Annotated in this window: 23 protein-coding genes; 6 read left to right on the plus strand and 17 right to left on the minus strand. The window is 43.8% G+C overall.

What is annotated here, in order from left to right:
• The first annotated feature begins 116 nt into the window (after nt 1-116).
• The 4 genes from JHC35_RS03505 (at nt 117) to JHC35_RS03520 (ending at nt 5,711) form a co-directional block, all read left to right on the plus strand.
• A complete protein-coding gene (locus JHC35_RS03505) occupies nt 117-1,025 on the plus strand; it encodes a substrate-binding domain-containing protein (RefSeq protein ID WP_295042039.1) in 909 nt (302 codons plus the stop codon).
• A gap of 68 nt (nt 1,026-1,093) precedes the next feature.
• A complete protein-coding gene (locus tag JHC35_RS03510) occupies nt 1,094-3,487 on the plus strand; it encodes an EAL domain-containing protein (protein WP_295042041.1) in 2,394 nt (797 codons plus the stop codon).
• Nucleotides 3,488-3,817: 330 nt separating this feature from the next.
• On the plus strand, nt 3,818-4,306 hold the full coding sequence (locus JHC35_RS03515) for a PAS domain-containing protein (RefSeq protein WP_295042043.1): 489 nt from the start codon (nt 3,818-3,820) through the stop codon (nt 4,304-4,306).
• Entirely contained in the window at nt 4,281-5,711 is a 1,431-nt protein-coding gene (locus tag JHC35_RS03520; RefSeq protein ID WP_295042045.1) for a methyl-accepting chemotaxis protein, read from the plus strand. Before JHC35_RS03515 ends, JHC35_RS03520 begins: the two co-directional genes overlap by 26 nt.
• 26 nt (nt 5,712-5,737) lie before the next feature.
• On the opposite strand, the gene mog is transcribed toward JHC35_RS03520, so the two are convergent.
• The 17 genes from mog to JHC35_RS03605 all read right to left on the minus strand — a co-directional run bounded on the left by mog (nt 5,738) and on the right by JHC35_RS03605 (nt 21,104).
• Nucleotides 5,738-6,268, minus strand: coding sequence for a molybdopterin adenylyltransferase (gene mog, locus JHC35_RS03525; protein ID WP_295042047.1), 531 nt, complete (start codon nt 6,266-6,268; stop codon nt 5,738-5,740).
• Nucleotides 6,265-6,780 (minus strand): pimelyl-ACP methyl ester esterase BioV, encoded by a 516-nt coding sequence (gene bioV, locus JHC35_RS03530; RefSeq protein ID WP_295042049.1) that lies wholly within the window; start codon nt 6,778-6,780, stop codon nt 6,265-6,267. Before bioV ends, mog begins: the two co-directional genes overlap by 4 nt.
• Nucleotides 6,767-8,431 carry an AAA family ATPase gene (locus tag JHC35_RS03535; RefSeq protein WP_295042051.1) on the minus strand — a complete coding sequence of 555 codons (1,665 nt, stop codon included), beginning with the start codon at nt 8,429-8,431 and terminating at the stop codon, nt 6,767-6,769. Before JHC35_RS03535 ends, bioV begins: the two co-directional genes overlap by 14 nt.
• Nucleotides 8,406-9,653, minus strand: a complete 1,248-nt coding sequence (gene mtaB / locus JHC35_RS03540) for a tRNA (N(6)-L-threonylcarbamoyladenosine(37)-C(2))-methylthiotransferase MtaB (RefSeq protein WP_295042053.1) — start codon at nt 9,651-9,653, stop codon at nt 8,406-8,408. Before mtaB ends, JHC35_RS03535 begins: the two co-directional genes overlap by 26 nt.
• Nucleotides 9,654-9,920, minus strand: coding sequence for a DUF2442 domain-containing protein (locus JHC35_RS03545; protein WP_295042054.1), 267 nt, complete (start codon nt 9,918-9,920; stop codon nt 9,654-9,656).
• A 51-nt stretch (nt 9,921-9,971) separates the two neighbouring features.
• Entirely contained in the window at nt 9,972-11,597 is a 1,626-nt protein-coding gene (locus tag JHC35_RS03550; RefSeq protein WP_295042056.1) for a mechanosensitive ion channel domain-containing protein, read from the minus strand.
• A complete protein-coding gene (gene aroB, locus JHC35_RS03555; RefSeq protein WP_295042058.1) occupies nt 11,594-12,649 on the minus strand; it encodes a 3-dehydroquinate synthase in 1,056 nt (351 codons plus the stop codon). The genes JHC35_RS03550 and aroB overlap by 4 nt, the downstream gene beginning before the upstream one ends.
• A gap of 80 nt (nt 12,650-12,729) precedes the next feature.
• A complete protein-coding gene (locus JHC35_RS03560; protein WP_295042060.1) occupies nt 12,730-14,136 on the minus strand; it encodes a TrkA C-terminal domain-containing protein in 1,407 nt (468 codons plus the stop codon).
• 60 nt (nt 14,137-14,196) lie between these two features.
• Nucleotides 14,197-14,940: a TIGR02757 family protein gene (locus JHC35_RS03565; RefSeq protein ID WP_295042062.1), complete on the minus strand. Its 744-nt coding sequence runs from the start codon at nt 14,938-14,940 to the stop codon at nt 14,197-14,199.
• Nucleotides 14,940-16,205 (minus strand): RNA polymerase factor sigma-54, encoded by a 1,266-nt coding sequence (locus JHC35_RS03570; protein ID WP_295042063.1) that lies wholly within the window; start codon nt 16,203-16,205, stop codon nt 14,940-14,942. The genes JHC35_RS03565 and JHC35_RS03570 overlap by 1 nt, the downstream gene beginning before the upstream one ends.
• A gap of 6 nt (nt 16,206-16,211) precedes the next feature.
• Nucleotides 16,212-16,934 (minus strand): LPS export ABC transporter ATP-binding protein, encoded by a 723-nt coding sequence (lptB, locus tag JHC35_RS03575; RefSeq protein ID WP_295042066.1) that lies wholly within the window; start codon nt 16,932-16,934, stop codon nt 16,212-16,214.
• A complete protein-coding gene (gene tsaE / locus JHC35_RS03580) occupies nt 16,927-17,334 on the minus strand; it encodes a tRNA (adenosine(37)-N6)-threonylcarbamoyltransferase complex ATPase subunit type 1 TsaE (protein WP_295042068.1) in 408 nt (135 codons plus the stop codon). The genes lptB and tsaE overlap by 8 nt, the downstream gene beginning before the upstream one ends.
• Nucleotides 17,334-18,314, minus strand: coding sequence for an anthranilate phosphoribosyltransferase (gene trpD, locus JHC35_RS03585; RefSeq protein WP_295042069.1), 981 nt, complete (start codon nt 18,312-18,314; stop codon nt 17,334-17,336). Before trpD ends, tsaE begins: the two co-directional genes overlap by 1 nt.
• Nucleotides 18,311-18,559 (minus strand): RNA-binding S4 domain-containing protein, encoded by a 249-nt coding sequence (locus JHC35_RS03590; protein WP_295042070.1) that lies wholly within the window; start codon nt 18,557-18,559, stop codon nt 18,311-18,313. The genes trpD and JHC35_RS03590 overlap by 4 nt, the downstream gene beginning before the upstream one ends.
• Nucleotides 18,560-18,763: 204 nt before the next feature.
• Entirely contained in the window at nt 18,764-19,030 is a 267-nt protein-coding gene (locus JHC35_RS03595) for a hypothetical protein (protein WP_295042072.1), read from the minus strand.
• The gene (locus JHC35_RS03600; protein ID WP_295042074.1) at nt 19,023-19,298 is read right to left on the minus strand and encodes a DUF4258 domain-containing protein; all 276 of its coding nucleotides are present in this window, start codon (nt 19,296-19,298) and stop codon (nt 19,023-19,025) included. The genes JHC35_RS03595 and JHC35_RS03600 overlap by 8 nt, the downstream gene beginning before the upstream one ends.
• A gap of 66 nt (nt 19,299-19,364) precedes the next feature.
• Nucleotides 19,365-21,104, minus strand: coding sequence for a YgiQ family radical SAM protein (locus JHC35_RS03605; protein ID WP_295042076.1), 1,740 nt, complete (start codon nt 21,102-21,104; stop codon nt 19,365-19,367).
• A gap of 132 nt (nt 21,105-21,236) precedes the next feature.
• On the opposite strand from JHC35_RS03605, the gene JHC35_RS03610 reads away from it, so the two are divergent.
• Together JHC35_RS03610 and JHC35_RS03615 are read left to right on the plus strand one after the other, a co-directional pair.
• Complete coding sequence (locus tag JHC35_RS03610) at nt 21,237-21,662, plus strand: iron-sulfur cluster assembly scaffold protein (RefSeq protein ID WP_295042078.1); 426 nt, start codon at nt 21,237-21,239, stop codon at nt 21,660-21,662.
• Between the two features lie 3 nt (nt 21,663-21,665).
• Entirely contained in the window at nt 21,666-22,499 is an 834-nt protein-coding gene (locus JHC35_RS03615; RefSeq protein ID WP_295042080.1) for an iron-binding protein, read from the plus strand.
• Nucleotides 22,500-22,711 lie beyond the last annotated feature (212 nt).

The raw sequence follows: 22,711 nt of genomic DNA on the forward strand, positions 1-22,711 counted from the left end.
GTATAATTTTCCTCCTGAACGGGGGAACCTTTCGCTCTGATTCTTTATTAAACAATTTAATGTTGTGATATAATCTTTTACACGATTCAAACCCCTTTTTTGCTTGGAGTTATTATTTGTACAGAGCTATTTTTCTTCTCTTATTCTCTTTTTTTGGTGTGATAGTTGAGGCAGATGAGATCAAAACTATCGCTTTTGCTCAAGATAATATGGCAAATGATTTTCGAAAAGCGCAAGTGCTTGAGGCGCAAAGCCAAGCCTTAAAAAATAAAAATTTACGATTCATAAGCTCTGATGCCAAAGGTAACACTGCTTTACTTATCTATCAAATCGAGAATTTCATTAAACAAAAAGTTGATCTTATTATTGTAGGTACCAATGATGCCTCGGCTGTTGTACCTGTGGTGAGCAAAGCGTATCATAGTGGAATTGCTGTGATTATTTTAGATAGGGGTATCAACTCTAAAGAGTACACCACATTTATCAATTCAGACAATCTAAAAATAGGCGCACTTGGAGCCTCTTTTATCGCAAAAAAACTAAACAATTCGGGAACTGTTTTACTTTTTGAGGGCTTGCAAACGGCAGATGTTACTCAGCTTAGAAGCAAGGGTTTTTTGGATGAGATGGCAAAACACAAGGGGATAAAAGTAATCAAAAGAACGGGAAATTATCTGCGAAAAGATGCCATAATAGAGACGGAAAAACTCTTTGAAAAGGGCGTACATGTCGATGCGATTTTTTCTGAGAGCGATAGCATGCTCAGTGGTGTGAGGAGTGTGTTTTACAAACAAAAAAGTGATCCCTCTAAGCTCATTATGGTTGGGTGTGATTACACAAGCGAAGCACGAGAGGCTATAAAAAATGGTTCACAAACTGCGTCAGTTCTTTTTCCTCTTGGTGGCACCAAGGCAGTAGAGATAGCTCAAAAGATATTTGCCAAAGAAGAGGTTCCAAAACATATCGTTATCCCCGTCAAACTTATCTCTAAAGAAAATGTTATGCAAGTGGAGCCGATATTTTGAGGATGAAGTATAAACTTAAAACAAAAATCTCTTTTATTGTTGTTCTCTCTATTATTGTGAGTGCGGGGTTGCTTGGGGTTTATTTTGATAGATTTTTAAAAGCAAAAGCGATTGCGGATGCTTCTGTCCATCTTCAAGATGTAAAAGAGAAGATAAATTTAGATTTTAAAACAAATGAGTCCTCTTTAAAAGACGGACTCAATCTGCTTGATAATGATGCGATGTTCCTTGCATCTATCTCTTTGATAAACACATACCAAGATACGCACAACTACAACAGTATTTTACTTGATGAAGAGAAGAAAAATTTAGCGCAAATGCTCCTCAAACAAGTAAAAATCTCCTTTAATAACGCCATCGCTCTTTATGACAAAGATGGTGTTTTAACTGTATTTGTGAACAAAGAGGCAAAAGGGTACAGGCTCAATTTCATCTCTTATGAAAATAACAAGATGGTTTTATACTCAAAAACTGAGTCCCAAGAGAGTTATGCAAAAACTCCACTTTCAAACAAAGTAAGATATATTTCACTCAAACATCTCAGCTACTACACCCAGCCAGAGCTGGTTACTTCTATTCCAATCACTCGTCACTTTTTAGAAGATAACGCCCTTTATGTCGTCGCTCACAAATCTATTTTTGATGGCAATGTAACCTTGGCACATATTGAGATGTCCAATAAAATTGACAACCAATATCTCACAAATGTTGCTAAAAATTTTGATATTCATTGCTATTTTACAAAAGATATCTCCTCAATAGACACAAAAAATAAAAGTGAGATATTTGAGTCCAAGTCGGATTATTTTACCCTCTTACATGTAAGCGCAAAAAATGCAAATCTAGGGATTGTGATCTCGCTTGATAAATCAAGTCTCAATAAAGCATTAAAGGAAAATAGAGAAGATATGATGATTTATCTTTTTGTGATTCTCTTTTTTACATTGGGCTTTTTGTATCTGCTTTTTGAAAGGGTACTGAGTAGACCGCTTGCTCAGTTGATGCAAAATATTGTGCGTATTGGGAATGGTGATTATTCTCATGTAGAGATTATTTCAACCGGTGATGAGTTTGAAGAGATATCTTGGAGTATACAAACTCTTCAAGAAGCAGTCAACACAAGAGAAACTAAGCTCCTAGAAGCAAAAAATGAGTTAAAGTTTTTATCGGACCACGATGATCTTACCAACCTTTACAACAGAAGAGCTTTTAAGAGATACTTCAGTGCCGCACTGCTTCAAGCCAAAAAAAATAATACGCAAATCGCTATGCTTTTGTTTGATCTTGATGGATTTAAGCAGGTCAATGACACCTTAAGTCACAAAGTCGGAGATATGCTTTTGGTGGAAGTTGCTAAAAGAGTCTCCTCTTTTCTTGGAAATAAAGGGATCATAGCAAGAATGGGCGGCGATGAGTTTGAGCTGTTTATTGAAGATTGTAAAGATACCCTTAGTGTTGAAGAGCAAGCCAGCGCACTTTTAAAACTGTTTGAAGAGGCCTTTACATGTAATGATTTTGAGATCCATGCGACTGTGAGTATTGGAGTTGCCCTTTATCCAGAGCATGGAGAGGATGATGATACGCTCATAAAAAATGCGGATTTGGCAATGTATGCCTCTAAAGCAAAAGGGGGGAATCAAGCTAGTTTTTATAGTGCTGAGCTTTTGCAAAAAACTAAAGAGCGATTAGACATTATCGAAGCTTTACGATATGCCATCAAAAATCCAGAGGAGTTTACGCTTCTTTACCAACCAAAAACCTCTATCAAGACCGGCAAGATTGTCGCCGTAGAAGCCTTGATACGATGGAAAAGCAAAACACTTGGATTTGTGCGTCCTGATCAGTTTATAAAAATTGCCGAAGATACGCATATGATTATAGATATTGGAAAATGGGTGCTAAACAGGGCATGCACAGATTTTATGGATCTCAAAAAATGTGGATGCAAACTCGAGCAGATGAGCGTCAATCTCTCCTCTGTTCAGCTTCTTTATAGCGATATCCACACAACTGTTCTTGAAGCGATTCGTGCAAGTGGTATCCAAAGTAGCGAGTTGGAGCTAGAAATTACCGAAAGCTATATAGCCGCCAACGCACAAGAAGCGATAGAGAGCTTAAGAAAGTTCAGAGATTTAGGGATCGATCTTGCTATTGATGATTTTGGAACGGGTTACTCCTCTATGAGTTACCTCCAAAAACTCCCCGTTACAAGACTCAAAATCGATAAAAGTTTTGTTGATGAATTGCCCTACTCAAAAGAGAGTATCGCAATTGCAACCGCTATTATGGCACTTGCGAGTACCTTTGGACTTAAAATCACCGTTGAGGGCGTTGAAACACGTGAGCAGTTGGAGTTTTTTAAAGATAAATATTGCGATGAGATACAGGGATATTATTATTCAAAACCACTCGATTTTGAAGCACTTCAAAGCTATATTAAAAACAGTTTTACCTCTTCATAATTTTTTATCCTATACTATGCAAAAAAATTTATTAGACTTCTTTTATAACCCATGATTGTACCCTCAAAGCTCTATCGGCATTGACAAATGCGCAAGTCAAATTAAAGCGTAAATTGATAACTTTAAGCCACATTTTTCAAAGTGAAGGGTATACTTTTTATCATAGAGTTGTTTGTGTGCTACGTTTGTTTTTTGTCGTAAATAAATTTTACCTAAAACATCAGGAAATTCGGCTTTAACGAGCTTTTTTCAAACTTCCAAAAACCTTAAACTAGAGGGTGGATTTGGAGATTTCCAAGAGGTTCTCACATCTATCACTTAGGAGAAAAAATGGCTAACAATGAAATCACTTTTCCAGAGAAAAAATTCATCGTCTCCAAAACCGATTTGCAGGGGAAAATTACTTATGGAAATTCCCTATTTATCTCGATTTCAGGGTATGATGAAGAGGAACTTTTGGGTGCGCCTCATAATATTTTAAGGCATCCTGAAATGCCGAAACTCATTTATAAATATTTATGGGAATACATTAGACGAGGAGATGAAATATTCGCTTATGTCAAGAACAAAACAAAAAACGGTGATTACTACTGGGTATATGCCCATGTTACACCATCTTTCAATCACAGCGGTCAAATCATAGGATACCACTCGGCACGACGAAAACCTACTTCTAAAGCGATGAATGTGATACTACCACTCTATCAATCGCTCTTAAATGCTGAGCGTAGCGGCGGTGTAGCAGCTTCGGAAAAACTTCTCGCAACCAAACTTTCTCAAACAGGACAGACGTATGACGAATTTATCTTCGCTCTCTAAAGCGCAATACGCCAACATGGCATCTTTGGGGTTATTCGCAGTTTTATTGACCATGGAAGTAGTGTTTTACGGCTTTAATTTTTTATTATTACTAGGATTACTCAATTTCGCGTTAGCATGGGTCGTGTTTGTCAACATCCGTTGGGCTCGCGAGAGTGTAGCGCATGTTGCTTCGGTCATTAAAGATGCTGAAGAGGGGGCTTTAGAATCACGAATCATCCATATCAAAGACCATGGTGAAATGTATGACCTATCGTGGAGCGTCAACGATCTCCTCGATCAAATCGAGATTTTTATGCGTGAAGTCAAAGCGGGTGTCGAAAAAGCAAGCGAAAAAAAATACTATCGCCGCATCTTGAACAGCTCACTCTCAGGGATTTACAACTACAACGGGGCACTGGTCAACAAAGGGATCGACGCGATGGAGGAGAGTTACCATTTTATTGAGCGTATCGAGATTAATAATACCCTCTCAACGATTGGAAAAGGGGTTGCCGGAGGATTAAATATTATTCAAAAAGATTTGGGGGACAGTATCAGCAGACTCAGTAATATCGTTCAAATAAGCCATAAAACAGCCGATAATTCATCGAAAACGGTTTCTGAACTCGAAATGATTACGACGAAACTCTCTTCATTACTCGAATTGGTCCAAGTCTCAACCGAATCAATCAATACCCTCAACGAAAAAACCCAAGAGATCAACATCGTCCTCAGTCTCATCAAAGACATCGCCGATCAAACCAACCTTCTCGCCCTCAATGCCGCGATCGAAGCGGCGCGCGCAGGGGAACATGGTCGTGGATTCGCCGTCGTTGCCGATGAAGTACGCAAACTCGCCGAACGTACCCAAAAAGCGACTGGCGAGATCGGTATCGCGATCCAATCTCTTCAGCAAGATGCCGGTGAAATCCAAACGAATGCCGAAAGTATGAGTGCTATCGCTCATGAATCCAGTGATGCGATCGAAAGTTTTAGAGACGTATTGTATGAGTTCAATACGGACGCGGTTGAAACCTCAAAAGCGGCTTCTACTATAGAAGGTTTGACGTTTATCACTCTGGCAAAAATCGACCATATCATTTTTAAATCCAATGCGTTTAGTGCTATTTTTCACGGTCATACTACATCGACCTTCGTCGATCACCACAACTGTCGTCTGGGTAAATGGTATGAGAGCGGTATCGGGAAAAGCCATTTTTCCCATCTACCAAGCTATCCGAAGCTCGATAAGCCTCACGCTATCATTCACGACAGTGTCCATAAAAATCTAGAGTTTATCAAAGACGGAGATCACGTTAGAGAAAACAAACAAGCGGTAATCGAAAACTTTACAGTGATGGAAAATGCCAGCGAAGAGCTGTTTGAACATATGGATAATCTACTCGCTGAATCGATAAAGTGAGCTTCTACGCGAAAAAAACTCATCACTTATTGCTTCGGTCGAAATGCCTTGATAACCTCTTCGTTACATTCCAAATACGGTCCCTCGATGAGATCGATACAGTACGGAACGGCAGGAAATACGGCGTCCAAACACTCACGGATCGATTTGGGTTTCCCTGGAAGGTTGATGATAAGACTTTTACCGCGAATTCCCGCCGTCTGACGTGACAAAATTGCCGTCGGAACGTATTTGAGACTCACCTGACGCATCAGCTCACCGAACCCCGGCATCATCTTCTCACAGACATTCTCCGTCGCCTCAGGGGTTACGTCACGCTTTGCGGGACCCGTCCCCCCTGTTGTCACCACCAAACAACACCCCTCACGATCACACAGCTCCACCATCGTCTCTTCGATCGTATCTTGATTATCGGGGATACAGCGGTACACAATCTCATGCTCGGATTTCAAATAATCGCGCATCGTCTCTTGGATCGCAACTCCCGAAATATCCTCATAAATTCCCGCACTTGCACGGTCTGATGCGGTGATAACACCGATTTTGATTCTACTCATAATGACTCCTGTAAAAAATGGTTTCCTTTTCGGATAGAAATAACGGTCGCATAGGGGAGAAAAAATTCCCGCGCCCCCTCGACATCGATCACCTGATCTTCCAATCCCAGATACACCTCGATACGTGTCCCTTTGGAGCGAATAGACTCCATCAGTTCGTCTGTCCACTCAAAATAGAGAAGTTCTTGGAGGGACTCGGCATCGTTGTTCCCGAAGGTAACGGAAGCCACGGGCGATGGGGCAAAACAGCTGGTGAGAAAATTGTCCAAATAGCGTTCGGTATCTTTGATGTATCCTCCCATTTGCAGACGGCGAAACGACTCTTTTTTCGTCTGAAAAAAAGCGGGAGAAAAAAGTTGAAGGGTATCGATCCGCTCATGTACCTCGACAACATATTGCGCTGCCTTGATCGCACCGTAGCTAAATCCCGCCACCGTGTAATCGCTATGTTTGAGATAGGGATCAAAAAAATGTTGATCGCCGCTCAGAGCAAATCCGCTATAAAATCTCATTCATTGTCGCTTTTGCGAGGGCTTTTGAAATGTGTTCGTATTCGTTCAAGATCGTCTCAAATTTAGCGAGGATTTTCTCATTTCGCTCCAAAAGCATACTCATCTCAGTATAAAGACGATCCATGATCACCGCTTCATCTTCAGCAAAGGGGAGAACACTGCTCCCCATCCCGTACTCATACACCATCGCATGAACCAACTCTTTGGCGATTCCCAGATCATGGGAAGCATTGCTGGCGTGTTCTCCGAAACGAAGATGCGACGAGGCGATCCCTGCCAAATGAACCCGTATATGGGCTTCTATCTCATGGCGCAACTGCGGCTCGGCTGTTGGAGGGGTGATCGCGTCATTGGTGAGAGTAATCTTCTCATAAGGCAAATCAAACCATGTCGCGGCAAACACTTTCCCCGCCTGATAGCGTACCTGATAACGGCGCTGTTCGTCACTGAGCATCGCGATTTTCTTTTTCCCGAACATCACTTTGTCTTTGACCGCCAAGAAGTGTTCCAATTTGACCTGAATCTCATTTTGACGCATACAGAGCAACGCCGCTTCGTTCACTAATGCCGCTAAAGATGCGCCGTTGAATCCGACCGTCATTTTTGCAATCTCGCCGATGGAGAGATCATGGGGAATTTGACGAAGATATTTTTGCAAAATCGCTTCACGCTCACTGGCAGTCGGAAGTTCGACGAAAATACGACGGTCAAATCGTCCCGCGCGCAAAAGTGCCGAATCCATTACATCGATATTGTTGGTTGCGGCGATCACGACGATCCCGCTCGTCTCTTCAAATCCGTCCATTTCAGTGAGGAGCTGATTAAGAGTACCTTCACGTTCATCATTGCGCCCACCTTCACGCTTTTTCCCGACGGCATCGATCTCGTCGATAAAAATGATAGCAGGGGCATTTTTCTTGGCGGCAGAGAAGAGCTCACTCACCCGCTTCGCCCCCATACCGACATAAATCTGAACAAATGAGGCACCGCTTTGGTAAAAAAACGGTACATCCGCTTCGGCAGCAACCGCTTTGGCAATCATCGTTTTACCGACTCCTGGAGGGCCTACAAGCAATACACCACGCGGCATACGGGCACCGAAACGATAGTACCGCTTCGGATTGCGTAAAAAGTCGATGATCTCTTCGAGTTCCTCTTTGACATCTCCGATTCCTCCGATATCACTGAAACGAACGGTTGATTTGACGGCTGCAACATTCGAAACGGGGGTTTCCGGCTCTGTGGCGGCTTTAACAACAACAGGAGTTTCAATCGGCGCATCGTCCTCAAAGCCGAGGCGGCTTTTCCATGCCCAGAACCCTGCACCGCCGATCATAGCAAAAAAGAAAAAGAACCAAAGCCATCCGTTACCGCTTTTGGGTTCGATAATGAGATGTGCCATGAGCTCCGGAGGAAGCTGAGAGGAGGCAATCTTGACCACTCCCTTGTCTTTGGTAGCAAAATAGGTATATCCGCCGTCAATAAATGTCTTTTCGATCTGATTGTTCTCGATGAGTTTGGTCGCCTCCTCAAGGGTCACCGTGCTGCCGCTGTCACGCAACAAAGCGAACAGTAATAACAAGAGGATGATCCCTCCGGAGAGGGTCAAAATGAGTTGATTGCGGTTAAAATTTGGCCATGTTATATTCATCGTATACCCCATAATGTTCAAGTGTGATCCACTCACCCGTAATATCTTCGTTTGAGCGAATGATTATCTTGTTGAAAAACTGATCGTATCCCGTGTAGTACTCTCCATCAAAAGACTCTACCAATACCTCTAACGGGATATTTTGCATCTTTTCTCGAAACCGGCGATTGTTGCTATCGATAATCCCATTCAGCTCACTCATCCGCTGTGCCGATACCGCTCCGTTTACCTCGGGCTTCATTGTCGCACTCGGCGTTCCGTCACGCTTGGAGTAGGTAAAGGGGTGAATATGGGTCAAATGAAGATTTCGGATGTTCTCCATCGCCTCACTCCATAAAGCCTCACTCTCTCCCGGATGCCCAACGATAAAATCGGTCCCCAAAGCGAACCCTTTTTCACTCAACATCCCGAATAATTCCACATCACTTTTATGGCGATTTCTGCGGTTCATGAGTCGGAGCATCTCATCACTGCTGTGCTGAATCGCGATATGAAGATGGCGTTCCAACCACGACTCATCCAAAATCTCCCGAAACGATTCGTTGATTTGGATCGGTTCGAGCGATCCCACCCGAATACGGCGAACCCCGCGGATGAGCGACATTTTTTTCATCAGTTCAGCGATATTTCGTCCCTCCCCCTGCCCGTAGCTGCCGACATTCGTCCCCGTAAGGACAAATTCCCCAAATCCGTTGGAGGCGAGACGCTGCACCTGTTCGAGTATTTTCGCTTCATCCATGCTTCGCGCATCACCACGCACGAAGGGGATAATGCAGTAGCTGCATCGGAAGTTGCACCCCTCTTGGATCTTAATAAATGCACGCGATTTTCCAACAAATTCGTCCACTATCGCATCGTCGATATAGTTGAGATCACCGATCTCATAAAAACGGCTCTCACGAGAGAGGAGCGTATTGATTTTCATCTTCTCCGAAGGGCCGAAAACACCTTGGATTTTCCCAGCTCCGAAAAGAGACTCCCCTTTAGTATGGGCGCCGCATCCCGTCAGAAAAAGTTTTTTACCCTGTTTGTCCATTTGATTGATATACCCACGAACGCTTACATCCGCACCGTTGGTTACCGTACAGGAGTTGACGATAACGATATCCGCTTGGCTCTCATCCTCGGTCACCTCATAATCGCTTAGGGCACTCATCATAACTTGTGAATCAAAGAGGTTGGTGCGACAACCAAAGGTTTTAAAATAGACTTTTGGTTTCATTTATACCGCAATCTCATACATTCTCTCCGGTGCAATATCTGCACCGTTTTCCCACTCTATTGTATTTGCATTCAGTTTAAAATGTTTGAAAAATTCGACATCTTTGAGGGGAGCAAATATACCCGTATCCTTTTTTGACATCACATACTCTTTCAAATCTGCCTCTTTTAAAACAGACTCTTTTTTATTGGTTTCAAAATCACTAATTTCAAACAAAAGTTGCAGTTTAAAATCATTGATATATTTTGCCTCTTTGACCGTTATCATTTTCTGCTCCTTAAACGAAATGTTATAATAATTCCCAAAAATCTACACACTTCAGGCATTTTCTTCTCCTGTTGGCATCTGTTTTGGAGGAATAGCTCCTGTATAAATCATTTGCGTCGGATAGGCGATCGTAATATCATGCTCTGCATTGAATGCATCAACAATGTCCCCCGAAATCGTACTGCGTAATGTCAACGTCGCATAGGCATTGGTCAAATACCATGCGCTGATTTTCATCCCGTTCGGTTCGATAAAGGTGAAAACACGCGGTTCGACATTGCTATTTTTAAGGCTGTAACGATCACGCAGTTTATTGATCTGCTTACGGGTGATATCAGTATAGCCTTTGGAATATTTGCGGCAAATCTCTTTGACAATATGTGTCGCTTTTTTGTGATCCGAATCAAAGGTGATGGTAATATCGATCCCATCCCACACCGTCTTGAGAGAACCATGAGTATAATTAGCGATCATAGAGGTGAAAATATAGTTGTTCGGAACAAAAATAATCCGCCCTGCTCTGCGATTGGTTTGAAGTGTCGTATAGGTGACATCCTCCATAAGCGTAATACGCTGCATCGAGACATCCAATACATCCCCCAGATAAATCATCCCGTCTTTCACAAAACGGACACGATCCCCGACATGAATCGATCCTCCGACGACAATGACCAACCACCCTAACAACGACATAAACCAGTCACGCATCGCAATCGCCAAACCGGCAGACGCAAATCCGAGTACCGTCGCCAAATAACCGACATTATCAATATAGCTGAACATCAAGATTAAAATGATAAGGGTGACATTTACAAAGGTAACAATTTTATTGGCCGTATAAAAGCGCTCATTATCGGTAATGTAACGCTTGATGACCCGTTTGAATAAAAAAGCGATCACAAACAAAAAACCGATTATCATCGTGATATTCAACAGTTTGTAAATCTGGTCTTTGATCTCTTTGTTGATTTTTGCTTCAGTCGACTCAATCCGTTTTTCATACACATCGGCGGTGGAGACAAGCGTTTCAAGGGCGAGCTTGAACTTTTCGACTTGAAGGAGCGTCGCTTCAAGTTCTACCTCATAATCAGCTTTTTCATCGAGACGAGCGATCTCTTTGTACAATACGACTTGACGTTCCAAAAGCTTGATAAGCTCTTGAAGTTCCTCTTCTCGCAAAATATAGTCGCGGTATTGATTGTTAATCCGTTTGACGTACGAAAGCCCCGTAACAATCTCAAATGGATTTGTAATGGTCGGAAGAGTCCCCGCTTCATCGGGTTTTAACAAAGAGACAAACGGGGAAGCTCCCTGTGCTTTGAGTAGATCAATCTGCTCGGTCAACACTTTTTGCTTAGCTTGAAGCGCTTCGATTTCAAGTTTACGTTCTACTGTAGTACTGCGGTTTTGCAGTTGTTCAATTCGATAATTGATCTCTCGAAGACTTTTTCGTGCCTCTTGATACGCCATATAGGAGTTGTAGCTTTTAAGCCAAATGCTATTCCCTTTGGAGAGCTCTTTTTGGATTTTACTCAACTCGTTTTTAGCGTTTTGAATTTCAATCTCTTTTGAAAGCTGTGGCACCTCTGCTGCCATAGGCTGATCTTCATTTTTCGCCGCATGAAGCGCTAATGTCGTACAAAAGAAAAGTGCTAATAGAAAACGCCAACCTCTCACGCGCCGCATCCTTGAAACAGGGATAAGATTTTTTTGACCGTAGTCGCATCGATACTATCGGTAATTTCTACACCGCCGATTCCGCGCGGGAGGATAAATGTGATAGCACTGTCGGCACTTTTTTTATCCAGAAAAAAAGCTTGATAAAACTTCTCGACATCGGCGATTGGATACGTGAGCGGCAAATCATAACGGGCCAAAAGGGCTTTGACTCTCTGGGCTTGTTCATCGGACATTAAGCCTATCTCACAGGCAAGAGTATTTGCCATCACCATACCGATAGCCACACTCTCACCGTGCAGATAGGTCTCATACTTGGTCTCATTCTCGATCACATGAGCGAACGTGTGTCCGTAGTTGAGGGCGGCACGAAGTCCTTGCTCTTTTTCATCCTCTTCGACAACACGGGCTTTGGTCTCTACCGCCATTTGAATCGCGTGTTGCAAATTTGCTTCTTCTCGCAAATCGTGCAGTTCAAGCCATTCGAAAAACGGTTCGTTAAACGTCACCGCCATTTTGACGATCTCGGCGACCCCCGCCCCGAATTCGCGGGAAGGGAGCGTACTCAAAAAGCTCGGATCGATATAGACGGCGCGGGGCTGATGAAATGCACCGATGAGATTTTTCCCGAAACGGTTATTAACCCCCGTTTTTCCGCCGACGCTCGCATCGACCTGCGAAAGAAGGGTTGTCGGGATTTGGATGAAATCGATCCCTCGGTTATAGAGGCTTGCGGCAAATCCTCCCATATCACCGATCACACCGCCACCGAAAGCGACGAGCAATGATTTACGGTTTAAACGGTGATCAAACATACGCTCTAAAATAAACTCGATCGTTTCAAGCGTTTTGTATTGTTCACCATCGGGAATCGTAACGATAAACACCTCTTTGGCGCTCAATTTTGAAAGAAGTGTTTGCAAATGGAATCCCGCTACTTTGGGATTGGTCAATACAACTACTTTTCCCTCGAATTTTATCTCGCCTAACGCTCCGATATGGATGGGATACGAATCATCAACAACACGTTTAAGATTGATAGATACTGTCATGGAAAAACCTGATAAATAAAGTTACTACGGTATTGGAAATATAGTACTAAAAGACGGCTTAAAACCCTCTTGTCAGGGGGTTAAATTTGCGTAGGGATAAAGAGTTGGTGGTAACGTCCGAGTTTACGATAAAGCACTTCGGGATCGGTGGAAAAAAAGGCACGGAAAGGGTTGACAAACATTTTCGGCGTAAACGGCAAAACATGGAGAAAATTTTCCCGTTCGCATAATTGCCGAATCGGATTAGACTCTTCGGTGATAACACGAATCGATTTGGAAAAAATGGCCGAAAGGTTATTAAAATGGGCAATAACTTCCTGTTTATGAGTCCCCTCCTCATTGGTATAATCGATCAGTTCAAGATTAAAACCAAACTGCGAAGAGACGTCAAAGATCGTGGTTGAAATATTTTCAATATGCCCCTCTTCGCTTAAAACAACGACACTCTCTTTCAAAGAGGAGAACGAACGTTCGGCGAGCTTCAATACCGGTACATTACCCGCATAAAGTTTTTTTCGAAGCGATTTGATCCCAAACGCTCGATGAGGTACCAAAAACAACCCGATATGATACTCCTTAATATCATTGAGGATAATAGAATCCTCCGGATATGCCGAGTAATCAATATCAATCGTTACATTCGGAGTTACTGAGGCTTTGATCATCCTCAAGACATCAATATCTCCGGGATTAATGACTTTGATGATCAAAGGCTGGCGAAGTTTCTTTTGGATAAAAATACTCCGCCGTACCAAAGCCATAATCGTCGAAGCTTTTTCGATATGCATATCGATATAGAGATAAATTTTTGACCCGAACGGTGCCGGAAATTGTCCGAGTTCCCGTTTGATTGCCCGATAGATGGAACGCAAAACAGCAGGATCACCCACCAAAACGAGCGTATCATTGGGCTGAATCATCTTATTATCACTAGGAATAATAAGCGAACGGTTACGATAAATCGCCGCTATTTTCCAGTTTTTCTGCTCAATCGAACCGATATGGCGATAGACAAAAGAGCTTCCGAACGGAACAATAACCTCCATAATTTCGCCCGATCCAAGTCCGATATTTTTCGCTAAAACGGGGATATTCGGAAGATAGTCGATCATATTCGCAGCAACAAGCTCTTGGATATTGACCCACTCAATATCATCACTCGGACTTACCGTATTCCATAAATCGAGGGCGATAATTCGTAATGTAGGTTTGTAGGTACGGATATTTTTAATGGTATGTTCTAAATCGCTTTGATTTTCCATCACCAAAACGACTTGCCAAAAATCCATTTTCAATAAATTGGCAATTTTATAAAAGCTGGTAGGATCAAATTGAAAAAATTTATACCGTGCAGGATTATACCCTTGAAAAGATTTATCGCTTGTTTGGACAACATAATAAAGATTTTCAGTGGTATAGGTACCGATAACACGTTCGATAAAGTGCTGACCGATCGCTCCGTCACTGACGATTAAAATTTTTTTCATTAAACCGAAAACTTCTTATATTTCTAAATTGATGAGTGTGATTGTACCACAACTTGGATATTAACCCAAAAGCTTCTCCTGCCCGATTCGATAGAGGGCAAAATCGTACTTTAGAGGATCGTACGGGTCGAATTGTTTCAGAGCTTCGGTCAGCTCTATTGCAGCGCGCATATCGCATATACTTCGTTCAAGAAGCCCTAAACGGCGTGAAACGTTGAACGTATGGGTATCAAGCGGCATAATCAAATCGCTTTGGCTAACGCCTCTCCATAGCCCCATATCGAGTTCGTTGCGGCGCACCATCCATCGCAAATACATCATCCACCGTTTCATTGCCGAGGCTTTGGCGACAGAGGCAATCGGCTTCCCGATCAAAAACTCATACCCTTTGGAACGGTAGGGGTTAATGTCATACAGTGTAGTTATAAGAGAATTAATCCCCTCTAGAAACCCATTAGAATACCCACGCATAAAGGCCGTCTCCGCTCCCCCTGTTTGTTTGAGCATCCGCAGCGTCCTAAACCACTGGATAATATCTTCAGAATTTTGAAAACGGTAGTATTTCCCCTCGACGCGTTGACGCAGCGTTGATTCATCTACATCACTTAAATCGACTTCCAACGACGAGAGAAAAGCAACAATCGCTTTCGCGCTCCCATACGCGAACAAAGCACATGTGAGAGCATGATGCTGATCCATGCTCTCTCTGGCAACCATCAACGGATCGGGTCGATCCAAGCAGAGTTCATCGGCCGAATTGCGTGCGTTGACTTCGGCATTGAGATACGATTCAATCGATTGCACTATCGCCCTAAAAGATAGAGTGCTTTACGTTCGCTCGATCCAGCGATGTTAAGCTGTTTTCGATACTTGGCGATGGTGCGGCGTACCATCGTAATGTTGAATTTATCTTGGATGAGTTCGAGCAGTTTCATATCACTGAGCGGTTTTTTATGCGACTCGTTTTTGATCAGTTCCGCCACATAATCTTTGATCGCGGCATTGGAGACATCTTCATCAATCGCGGTGGTAAAGAAATCTTTCATCGGAAAAATGCCCCGATCACACGCGATGTATTTGTTCGCAATCGCCCGTGATATCGTCGATGGATTGTGTCCGAACTCATCGGCGAGTGTTTTGAGGGTTAGCGGTTTAATAGCTCCCCCTGTAAAGAAATCGTACTGATATTCAACGATCATCAGCCCCACCTTATAGAGGGTTGCTTTTCGCATCTCCAAGGCATCGACAAGACTTTTTGCCTCCTTGAGTTTTTCGCGCACATAGGGATGATCGACACCGTACGCCGTATCAATCGATACCCCAGGATAATACTGATCATTCAGCCGTACTTCAATCCCCTCATCCGGATCGGTATAAATCATCAAATCAGGAATGACCTGCTGCGAGTCTTCCATAAAATCGATCGCAGGAGGATTTTTGAAACTGCCGATCACTTTTATCGCTTCCTCAAACGCGTTCTCTTTTCGATACCGTCCCAACTCATCTAAATGCTTAATCATCTCACGGGCAAGGGTATATCCCGCATCGCTGATCGACGAGGATTCGAGTTGAAACAAAAACGATTCACTGACATCCCGTGCACCGATACCGACCGGTTCAACATGGATAAAACGGAGTCGAATCTTTTCGAACTGCTCACTATCAATCCCCTCTTTCGCACAAAAAGACTCCATATCTCCCTCATAATACCCCCCCTCATCGAGGTTTTCTATGACATGGCGGGCGATACGCTGAGACAGCGGCGTAGGAAATAGCGAACCATCAATCTGCTCTTCGAGGATTTCAAAGAGCCCTTTTTGCTGAACCGTGAGTGCTTCAATCGCTTCGCTGTGTGAGTTTTGGACATAGCCGAATTGGATTTTTTTCGGGATTCGGGACTCAAAAGACTCTTCATATCCCGATTTGACTTCAATAAGCGGGTTTCCTTCAACAAACGGAGCCATTGCTTCACCCAAATCACTGAGGCTCGATTGCAAAATCGGCAACCAGTTGCGCAGTGTATTGGAGAGCTTATTTTTGAGCTCGACGTTTGTTTTGACCCGCAGCATACGTGATTAGAACTTGAACGATTCACCAAGATAGTGCTGACGTACATCCGGATTATTAGCGATCTCTTCACTCGTTCCGCTTGCGAGCAATTCACCGCTTTTAATAACGTACGCACGATCGCATACCGCCAACGTTTCACGAACGTTATGATCGGTAATCAACACGCCGATCCCGTACTCGACGAGCTGTGAAATAACGCTTTGGATATCCATAACCGCGATCGGATCGACCCCAGCAAACGGCTCATCGAGGAGCAAAAAACGGGGCTTATTGACCAAAGCCCGCGCGATTTCAGCGCGACGGCGTTCTCCCCCAGAGAGGTTAATTCCCCGACGGTTGCGGATCGGTTCGATGTTAAACATCTCCAACAACTCCTCTATCCGCTGTTCCGCCATCTCTTTAGAAAGGTCTCCCGCCTGTGCAGCAATGATTAGATTCTCTTCGACGCTCAAATCTTTAAAAATCGACGCTTCCTGAGGCAGATAGCCGATTCCCATACGGGAACGTCTATGGAGTGGTAGATGCGAAACATCCTCTCCGTCGATATAAACCTTACCGCCGGTTGCTTCAACCAAACCGCACACCATATAAAACGTCGTCGTTTTCCCCGCACCATTAGGTCCCAAAAGTCCGACCACTTCACCCGTTTGAAGCTCCATGCTGATACCGCGAACGATTTCGTGATTTTTGATCGTTTTGACCAAACTTTCAATTTTTAGCTTATGCACGCTGCACCTCATAACATCGCGATTGTTCGTCGCATTTGGTAATTTTTAAAATCAATGTATCCATTCCGGCACGCTTAAGCCATCCGATGAGTGTTTCATCTCCCCATTCGATCAGATGATACCCTTCTCGCTCCAACTCTTCCATCATCCCTAAACTCAAAAACTTCTCAAACCCGTAATTATAGAGGTCATAATGAAACAAACGGCCTCCATATACCTGTTGCATGGAAAAAGTGGGGGATGTAACCGCATCTTCCAACGCGAGATAATGAGCAAAACTTTGGGTAAACGTCGTTTTACCGCTCGCCAAATCACCCTGTAAAATCACCACACCTCCTTGCGGAAGTTCTCGAATGATCTGATCGCACAGCGGTGTCAATTCGCCTTGGGTAAGTTTCATCATAGTTTTGAGGAAACCGACACGATTTGCTTGAGTTTATCAGCCGCTTTTCCGCTGAGCAATGTATCACGGGCGATCTCAAGCCCCTCTTGTGCGTCTCGTGCCATCCCCTCTGCGACGAGCGCGTACGCCGCATTGATGAGCACCATATCCCGTTGCGGTTCAGTCGATCGATTATGCAAAATGTCGGTGAGAATTTTTCCGTTTTGCTCCGCTTCGCCACCTAATATTGCTTCAAATGGCGCTTTTTTGATCCCCAACATCTGTGGATCAATCTCGAAATACTCAATAGCACCGTTTTTCAGATGTCCCGCATAGGTGATGTCGCTGATACTGATCTCATCCATCTTTTCGCGCGAACTCACCACAATCGCCGATTGCATCCCCAGTTCACGTGCCGCTTCCGCCATTTTTGGAACGAAAACCTCATCAAACACCCCGAGAAGGATTTTAGAGAGCCCCGCCGGATTGGTGAGAGGTCCGAGGATATTAAATATCGTTTTTTCAGGGATGGAGCGGCGTATCGGCATAATAAATTTCATCGCCGGATGGTGGTATTGGGCAAACAAAAAGGCGAATCCGCACTCTTGGAGGAGTATCGAGCTTTTCTGTGGCGTTAGATCAAGTTTGACCCCCAAATACTCCAACACATCGGCACTCCCCGATTTGGAGGTGATGGAACGGTTCCCGTGTTTAGCAACGTAGGCACCCGATGCGGCGAGGACGAGGGCGACGGTGGAGCTGACATTGAAACTGCCGCTCTTATCTCCTCCGGTCCCTACGACATCGATGAGTTTAGGTTTAAGCTCAGCTGGGACTTCGAGGATGATCGAGTGGGTACGCATCACCTCAGCGGCGGTTGCGATCATCTCTGAAGATATTGCTTCGTTCAATGGATGTGAAAGTAAAAACTCCCGCATCGCTTCATCGTTCAGTCTATGTTCAAAGAGCGCTTGAAAATCCGCTTTGGTAGCGTTCATGAGAGTTCCTTGACGTAGAGATGCTGTTGGGATTTCGGGGTCGATTTGATCGTCGGGATAGCGAGGACTTCGTAGCGCATCTGTTTTTCGAGATAGACGAGGGTGATGATGTCCCCTACTGCCACGTTTTTAGCAGGCTTAACCGCTTTGTCATTGATGTAAACAACACCCTCACCGATCATATCCTGAGCAACGGCACGGCGTTTGGTCAAATTGACGGCGTTTAAAAATTTATCGATTCGCAAAAATGATTCCGTAGTATTGAGTTTGAGGTGGTTATTGTAGGTAATGAAAGCTAAAAGAGAGGTAAGAGCGCAAAAATTGTTCCACTTATTTTATTCCGTTCGTGGTGAGCTTGTCGAACCATGAACTATATACCCTTCGACATACCCTATAGGGCACGTGGGCTCAGGGCGAACGGAAATTTAATTATGCAAGAAGTTTACTATCTACGCTTCGAGGCGAATTTTTCCCGTAGCGTATTGGTGAATGAGCGATGAAATAATCGTTTGATAGGGAATCCCAGTCTCTTGTGCTCTATTTTTGATCGTTGTTACATCTCCGAGGCTTAGACGAATCGTAATATTTTTTGATTTTGACAAATACTCTTTTGCCACTTTTCGAGCCAACATAATCTCTTCATCCGCATCAACACTTCGTACTAACGTATCGTTTTCAAGGGCATTTAAAATCGCCATCTCTTCTGCATCAAACATTGTTTTCTCCTTTATATATCTTTTTGGCTTTTCTGCTTGGGATAATCGTTTTTAAAAATACCCCTTTTTCATCTCGGACAAACGGAACGAGATAGACATAATCCAAAGCTTCTACCACATAGATTTTCTGCCCCAGATAGTTTTGCTGATCGGGATGATCATATACATCCAAAACTTTTCCGTTCTCGATTACAGCAATGATCTCTTCAAACCCGATTCCTCGGCTTTGTTTTAGGAGTTCATTTTTTTCTGCTCCGTAACTAATCATCGAAAACCTTTATATTATACATACAATGTATTATATATCGGCAAAGTTAAACAGAAGATAAAAGTTTTAACTCCCAAACCCGCTTTTGAAATTGTCTTTGGCGACGACGATCTGTTTTTGTTTCTCTTTACGCGCGGTATCTTTTTCGACAAAGATTTTTTTACGGGTTTGCGGATCCATCTCGGTGTAGTACATCACTGCCGAATAGGTTCCGGGGGTCGGAGTAAAGACCTGTGCTTGTTCAGGGTTCATCTTTAGCTCATCGCTCGTAAAGCGTTTCAGATCGCGCATATCTTTTTCAGTGCATCCTGGATGGGCGGCGATGAGATAGTAGGTTAGAAACTGCTTTTTTCCCTCTTCACGGTTGAGCTTGTCATAAAGCTTTTTAAAATCGACGAGGGTCTGTTTGCCGGGTTTGTTCATCAGATGGAGAACATGCTCAGACGTGTGTTCGGGGGCGACTTTCATCTGTCCTGAGATATGATGACGCACCATCTCTTTGAGATACTCGTACCCCTGACGTTTATCCTCGTTGATGAGATCGTAGCGTACCCCCGAAGCGACAAACGCTTTTTTAATCCCCCTCACTTCCCGCAAGCGACGGAGGAGATTAATAACACGGGTGTGATCCACCTTCATCGATTTACACAAGTGAGTGTCATCCACACACCGCTGATGATCGCACGTTCCGTGTTTGAGCTTTTTGGCGCACTCATAGCCGTACATGTTTGCAGTCGGGCCTCCAACGTCGCTGATGATCCCTTTGAAATCTTTGTACTCGGTGAACTGTGTTGCTTCGGCTAAAATCGAGCTTTCACTGCGGGTACGGATCGTGCGCCCCTGATGGACACCGATGGCACAAAAATTACACTCTCCCCAGCACCCCTGATGGGTCATGATGGAGAATTTGATCGTCTCCAGACACTTCACAGACCCTTTGGGACGATGGTAGGGGTGTAATTCACGGGTAAAAGGGAGTGCCGATACTGCATCCATCTCTCCCTCGTCCAAATAATCGGCGGGAGGGTTTTGGATCGCGTATCGTCCGTCCACCTCTTGACACAGTCCTTTGGCGGAGATGGGGTCATTGTTATCATAAAAGAGATCAAACAGATCAATATAACGCTCTTTGTTTTCCAAACACTCGGCATGAGAGGGTAGCGTCAGATACCCATCGCGCGGCTCTTTGGCGATATAACATACTCCTCGAATGTTATGGGGTGATTCACCCGCGGCTAACGCTTTCGGCAGAGCAATAATCGCCCCCTCCCCCATTCCGTAGATCAGATAATCGGCTTTGGAATCAAAGAGTATCGGTTTGCGCAGTTTGTTCGTCCAATAGTCATAATGAGTAACACGGCGTAAACTTGCCTCGATTCCGCCGAGGACGATAGGAACGGTATTTTTGAAATGTTTGCGGATCAGATTCGTATAAACGAGCGTCGCACGATCGGGTCGTGCGTTATTGACCCCTCCTGGGGTGTAATCATCGCTGTTACGAAATTTTTTGGTCGCCGTATAGTTGGAGACCATCGAATCGACGCTCCCGCCGCTCACCCCCCAAAAAAGTCTCGGTTCCCCCAATCGCGTTATATCATCGGTAGTAATATCGGGCTGTCCGATAATCCCGACCCGATACCCTTCGCGCTCCAATATCCGACCCACCACGGCAACCCCAATAAAGGGCGAATCGATATACGCATCACCGGAGATGAGGATAACATCGCAAGCCTCCCAACCGCGTGCGTCCATTTCGGCACGAGTGGTAGGTAAATAACGGAGAGTTTCTAGAGTAATTGTTTTCATAATGCGATTGTAACATACGTTCGGCATTAAAGCGTTCGTAGTGAGCCTGTCGATCCATGAACTTTTACCCCTCGACAAGCTCAGGGCGAACAGAACCTATGGAATGACAAAAACCTGCGTTATAATAATCAAATGGAAAACAATTTAAATCAAGAGATCATCGAGCATCTCATGCACCCTCGTAATTACGGTCCGCTCGAAAATCCCACCGGAGTCGGCGTCGGGCACTCGGAACAAAGCGGTGAATTTGTCATCTTTTACATCGATCTAAAAAACAATCTCCTCGAACGTGTCGGCTATGCCACCAACGGATGTCACGATACAGTGGTTTTGGGATCGATGTTTACCGAGATGATACAGGGTGAATCGATCGAATATGCCATTCGTGCAGCCGACAAACTCCGTGAAAAAGTAGCTTTAGGACCTGTCAAACAACAAGCATGTGCCCAGATGGTTCTGACCGCTTTTGAAGCGGCTCAGATACACCAAGAACAAAAAGAAAACGGCTCAAGTGAAGAGCTTTACGCGATTGAAATCGGCATGGAATGTGAGGCATGAGTAATGATGGATGAAACTCTTTTTCGACGAAAACATCAGCTGTGGCTGAGAATGACGTTTATGTCGTTTTCGGTGAATGATCCGTGGGTCAAAAATCGTTTGTATGAATTTTCAAAAATCGAATTCCGCCATCTCAAATGGCTTGCACAGTCGTTATTTGAAAATACTATCGCTTACGATTACGAACGTGATCCGAAATTTTCCATTGAAAGCGATTCCTTTTTTTCATTGGTTCATACCGCTATAAATGAGATCAAAACACTCCATCTATTATATGGAGATTCTCCCCTATGCGAACGGATGAAACATGATGAGAACTATATTCTCAGCACCCTCCACAGTTATCTCGAAAAGCTCTCTTTAGATGCACCAATCACCGCATTCAACCGCGAGCGCCATTGGCCGGATGCTCTGTTAAGCGAAAGCGAAACAAATGCTCTCACCCTCTTCTTATTCGAAGAGCTCTATAAAGAGTATGAGCTCATCATGATCTATTTTTACCGGCAGATTCGTGCTACGACACCCGCTCAAGTGATCTATTTTCAAGATTTAATCGATGAGTCCCATTTTCATCTGAAATCCTTTGGGGAGATGATGGCAAAAATGGGGATTTTAGCTCTACCAAGAGCACTCCATCCGCGCACCTATATCTTTGAAGATATGGAAAAATTTCTCCGTGATGGGATAGTTGAAGAGGAAAATGCAAAAGAGGAGTGCCGTAAACTCTCCTCATCCATCCGCGATGAAAAACTCTCCAGCTTTTTTGAGTTTATCAACTTTCAAGAGAGTTACCACATCGAGATTATGAAAAAATTATTAGGGGGAAAGCATGATTGAGCAAGGAAATATTTTTATTTTATTGGGCGTTATCGCCGTATTTGCATTTGTTCTTACCCGCAAAAAAGGATAGCGTCAAAATATTTCTGTAAATTCATCATCAGCCCCTTCGTTATGTTCCAAATTTTCCCACGAGACGTATTTTCGATCCAACCACTTGGCTTAAGTGCCCAAGCTGCTGAGCAAACAGTAACGTATTTTGACGGAGAGAG

It is taken from the genome of Sulfuricurvum sp. (assembly GCF_022759005.1).
In the GTDB taxonomy this organism is placed as follows: Bacteria; Campylobacterota; Campylobacteria; order Campylobacterales; family Sulfurimonadaceae; genus Sulfuricurvum.

Bases quoted from the DNA above. Each gene is read 5' to 3' on its own strand.
- JHC35_RS03515 (WP_295042043.1), top strand. From the start codon at position 3,818: ATGGCTAACAATGAAATCACTTTTCCAGAGAAAAAATTCATCGTCTCC.
- JHC35_RS03520 (WP_295042045.1), top strand. From the start codon at position 4,281: ATGACGAATTTATCTTCGCTCTCTAAAGCGCAATACGCCAACATGGCA.
- mog (WP_295042047.1), bottom strand. From the start codon at position 6,268: ATGAGTAGAATCAAAATCGGTGTTATCACCGCATCAGACCGTGCAAGT.
- bioV (WP_295042049.1), bottom strand. From the start codon at position 6,780: ATGAGATTTTATAGCGGATTTGCTCTGAGCGGCGATCAACATTTTTTT.
- JHC35_RS03535 (WP_295042051.1), bottom strand. From the start codon at position 8,431: ATGAATATAACATGGCCAAATTTTAACCGCAATCAACTCATTTTGACC.
- mtaB (WP_295042053.1), bottom strand. From the start codon at position 9,653: ATGAAACCAAAAGTCTATTTTAAAACCTTTGGTTGTCGCACCAACCTC.
- JHC35_RS03545 (WP_295042054.1), bottom strand. From the start codon at position 9,920: ATGATAACGGTCAAAGAGGCAAAATATATCAATGATTTTAAACTGCAA.
- aroB (WP_295042058.1), bottom strand. From the start codon at position 12,649: ATGACAGTATCTATCAATCTTAAACGTGTTGTTGATGATTCGTATCCC.
- JHC35_RS03560 (WP_295042060.1), bottom strand. From the start codon at position 14,136: ATGAAAAAAATTTTAATCGTCAGTGACGGAGCGATCGGTCAGCACTTT.
- JHC35_RS03570 (WP_295042063.1), bottom strand. From the start codon at position 16,205: ATGCTGCGGGTCAAAACAAACGTCGAGCTCAAAAATAAGCTCTCCAAT.
- tsaE (WP_295042068.1), bottom strand. From the start codon at position 17,334: ATGAAACTTACCCAAGGCGAATTGACACCGCTGTGCGATCAGATCATT.
- trpD (WP_295042069.1), bottom strand. From the start codon at position 18,314: ATGAACGCTACCAAAGCGGATTTTCAAGCGCTCTTTGAACATAGACTG.
- JHC35_RS03595 (WP_295042072.1), bottom strand. From the start codon at position 19,030: ATGTTTGATGCAGAAGAGATGGCGATTTTAAATGCCCTTGAAAACGAT.
- JHC35_RS03600 (WP_295042074.1), bottom strand. From the start codon at position 19,298: ATGATTAGTTACGGAGCAGAAAAAAATGAACTCCTAAAACAAAGCCGA.
- JHC35_RS03605 (WP_295042076.1), bottom strand. From the start codon at position 21,104: ATGAAAACAATTACTCTAGAAACTCTCCGTTATTTACCTACCACTCGT.
- JHC35_RS03610 (WP_295042078.1), top strand. From the start codon at position 21,237: ATGGAAAACAATTTAAATCAAGAGATCATCGAGCATCTCATGCACCCT.
- JHC35_RS03615 (WP_295042080.1), top strand. From the start codon at position 21,666: ATGATGGATGAAACTCTTTTTCGACGAAAACATCAGCTGTGGCTGAGA.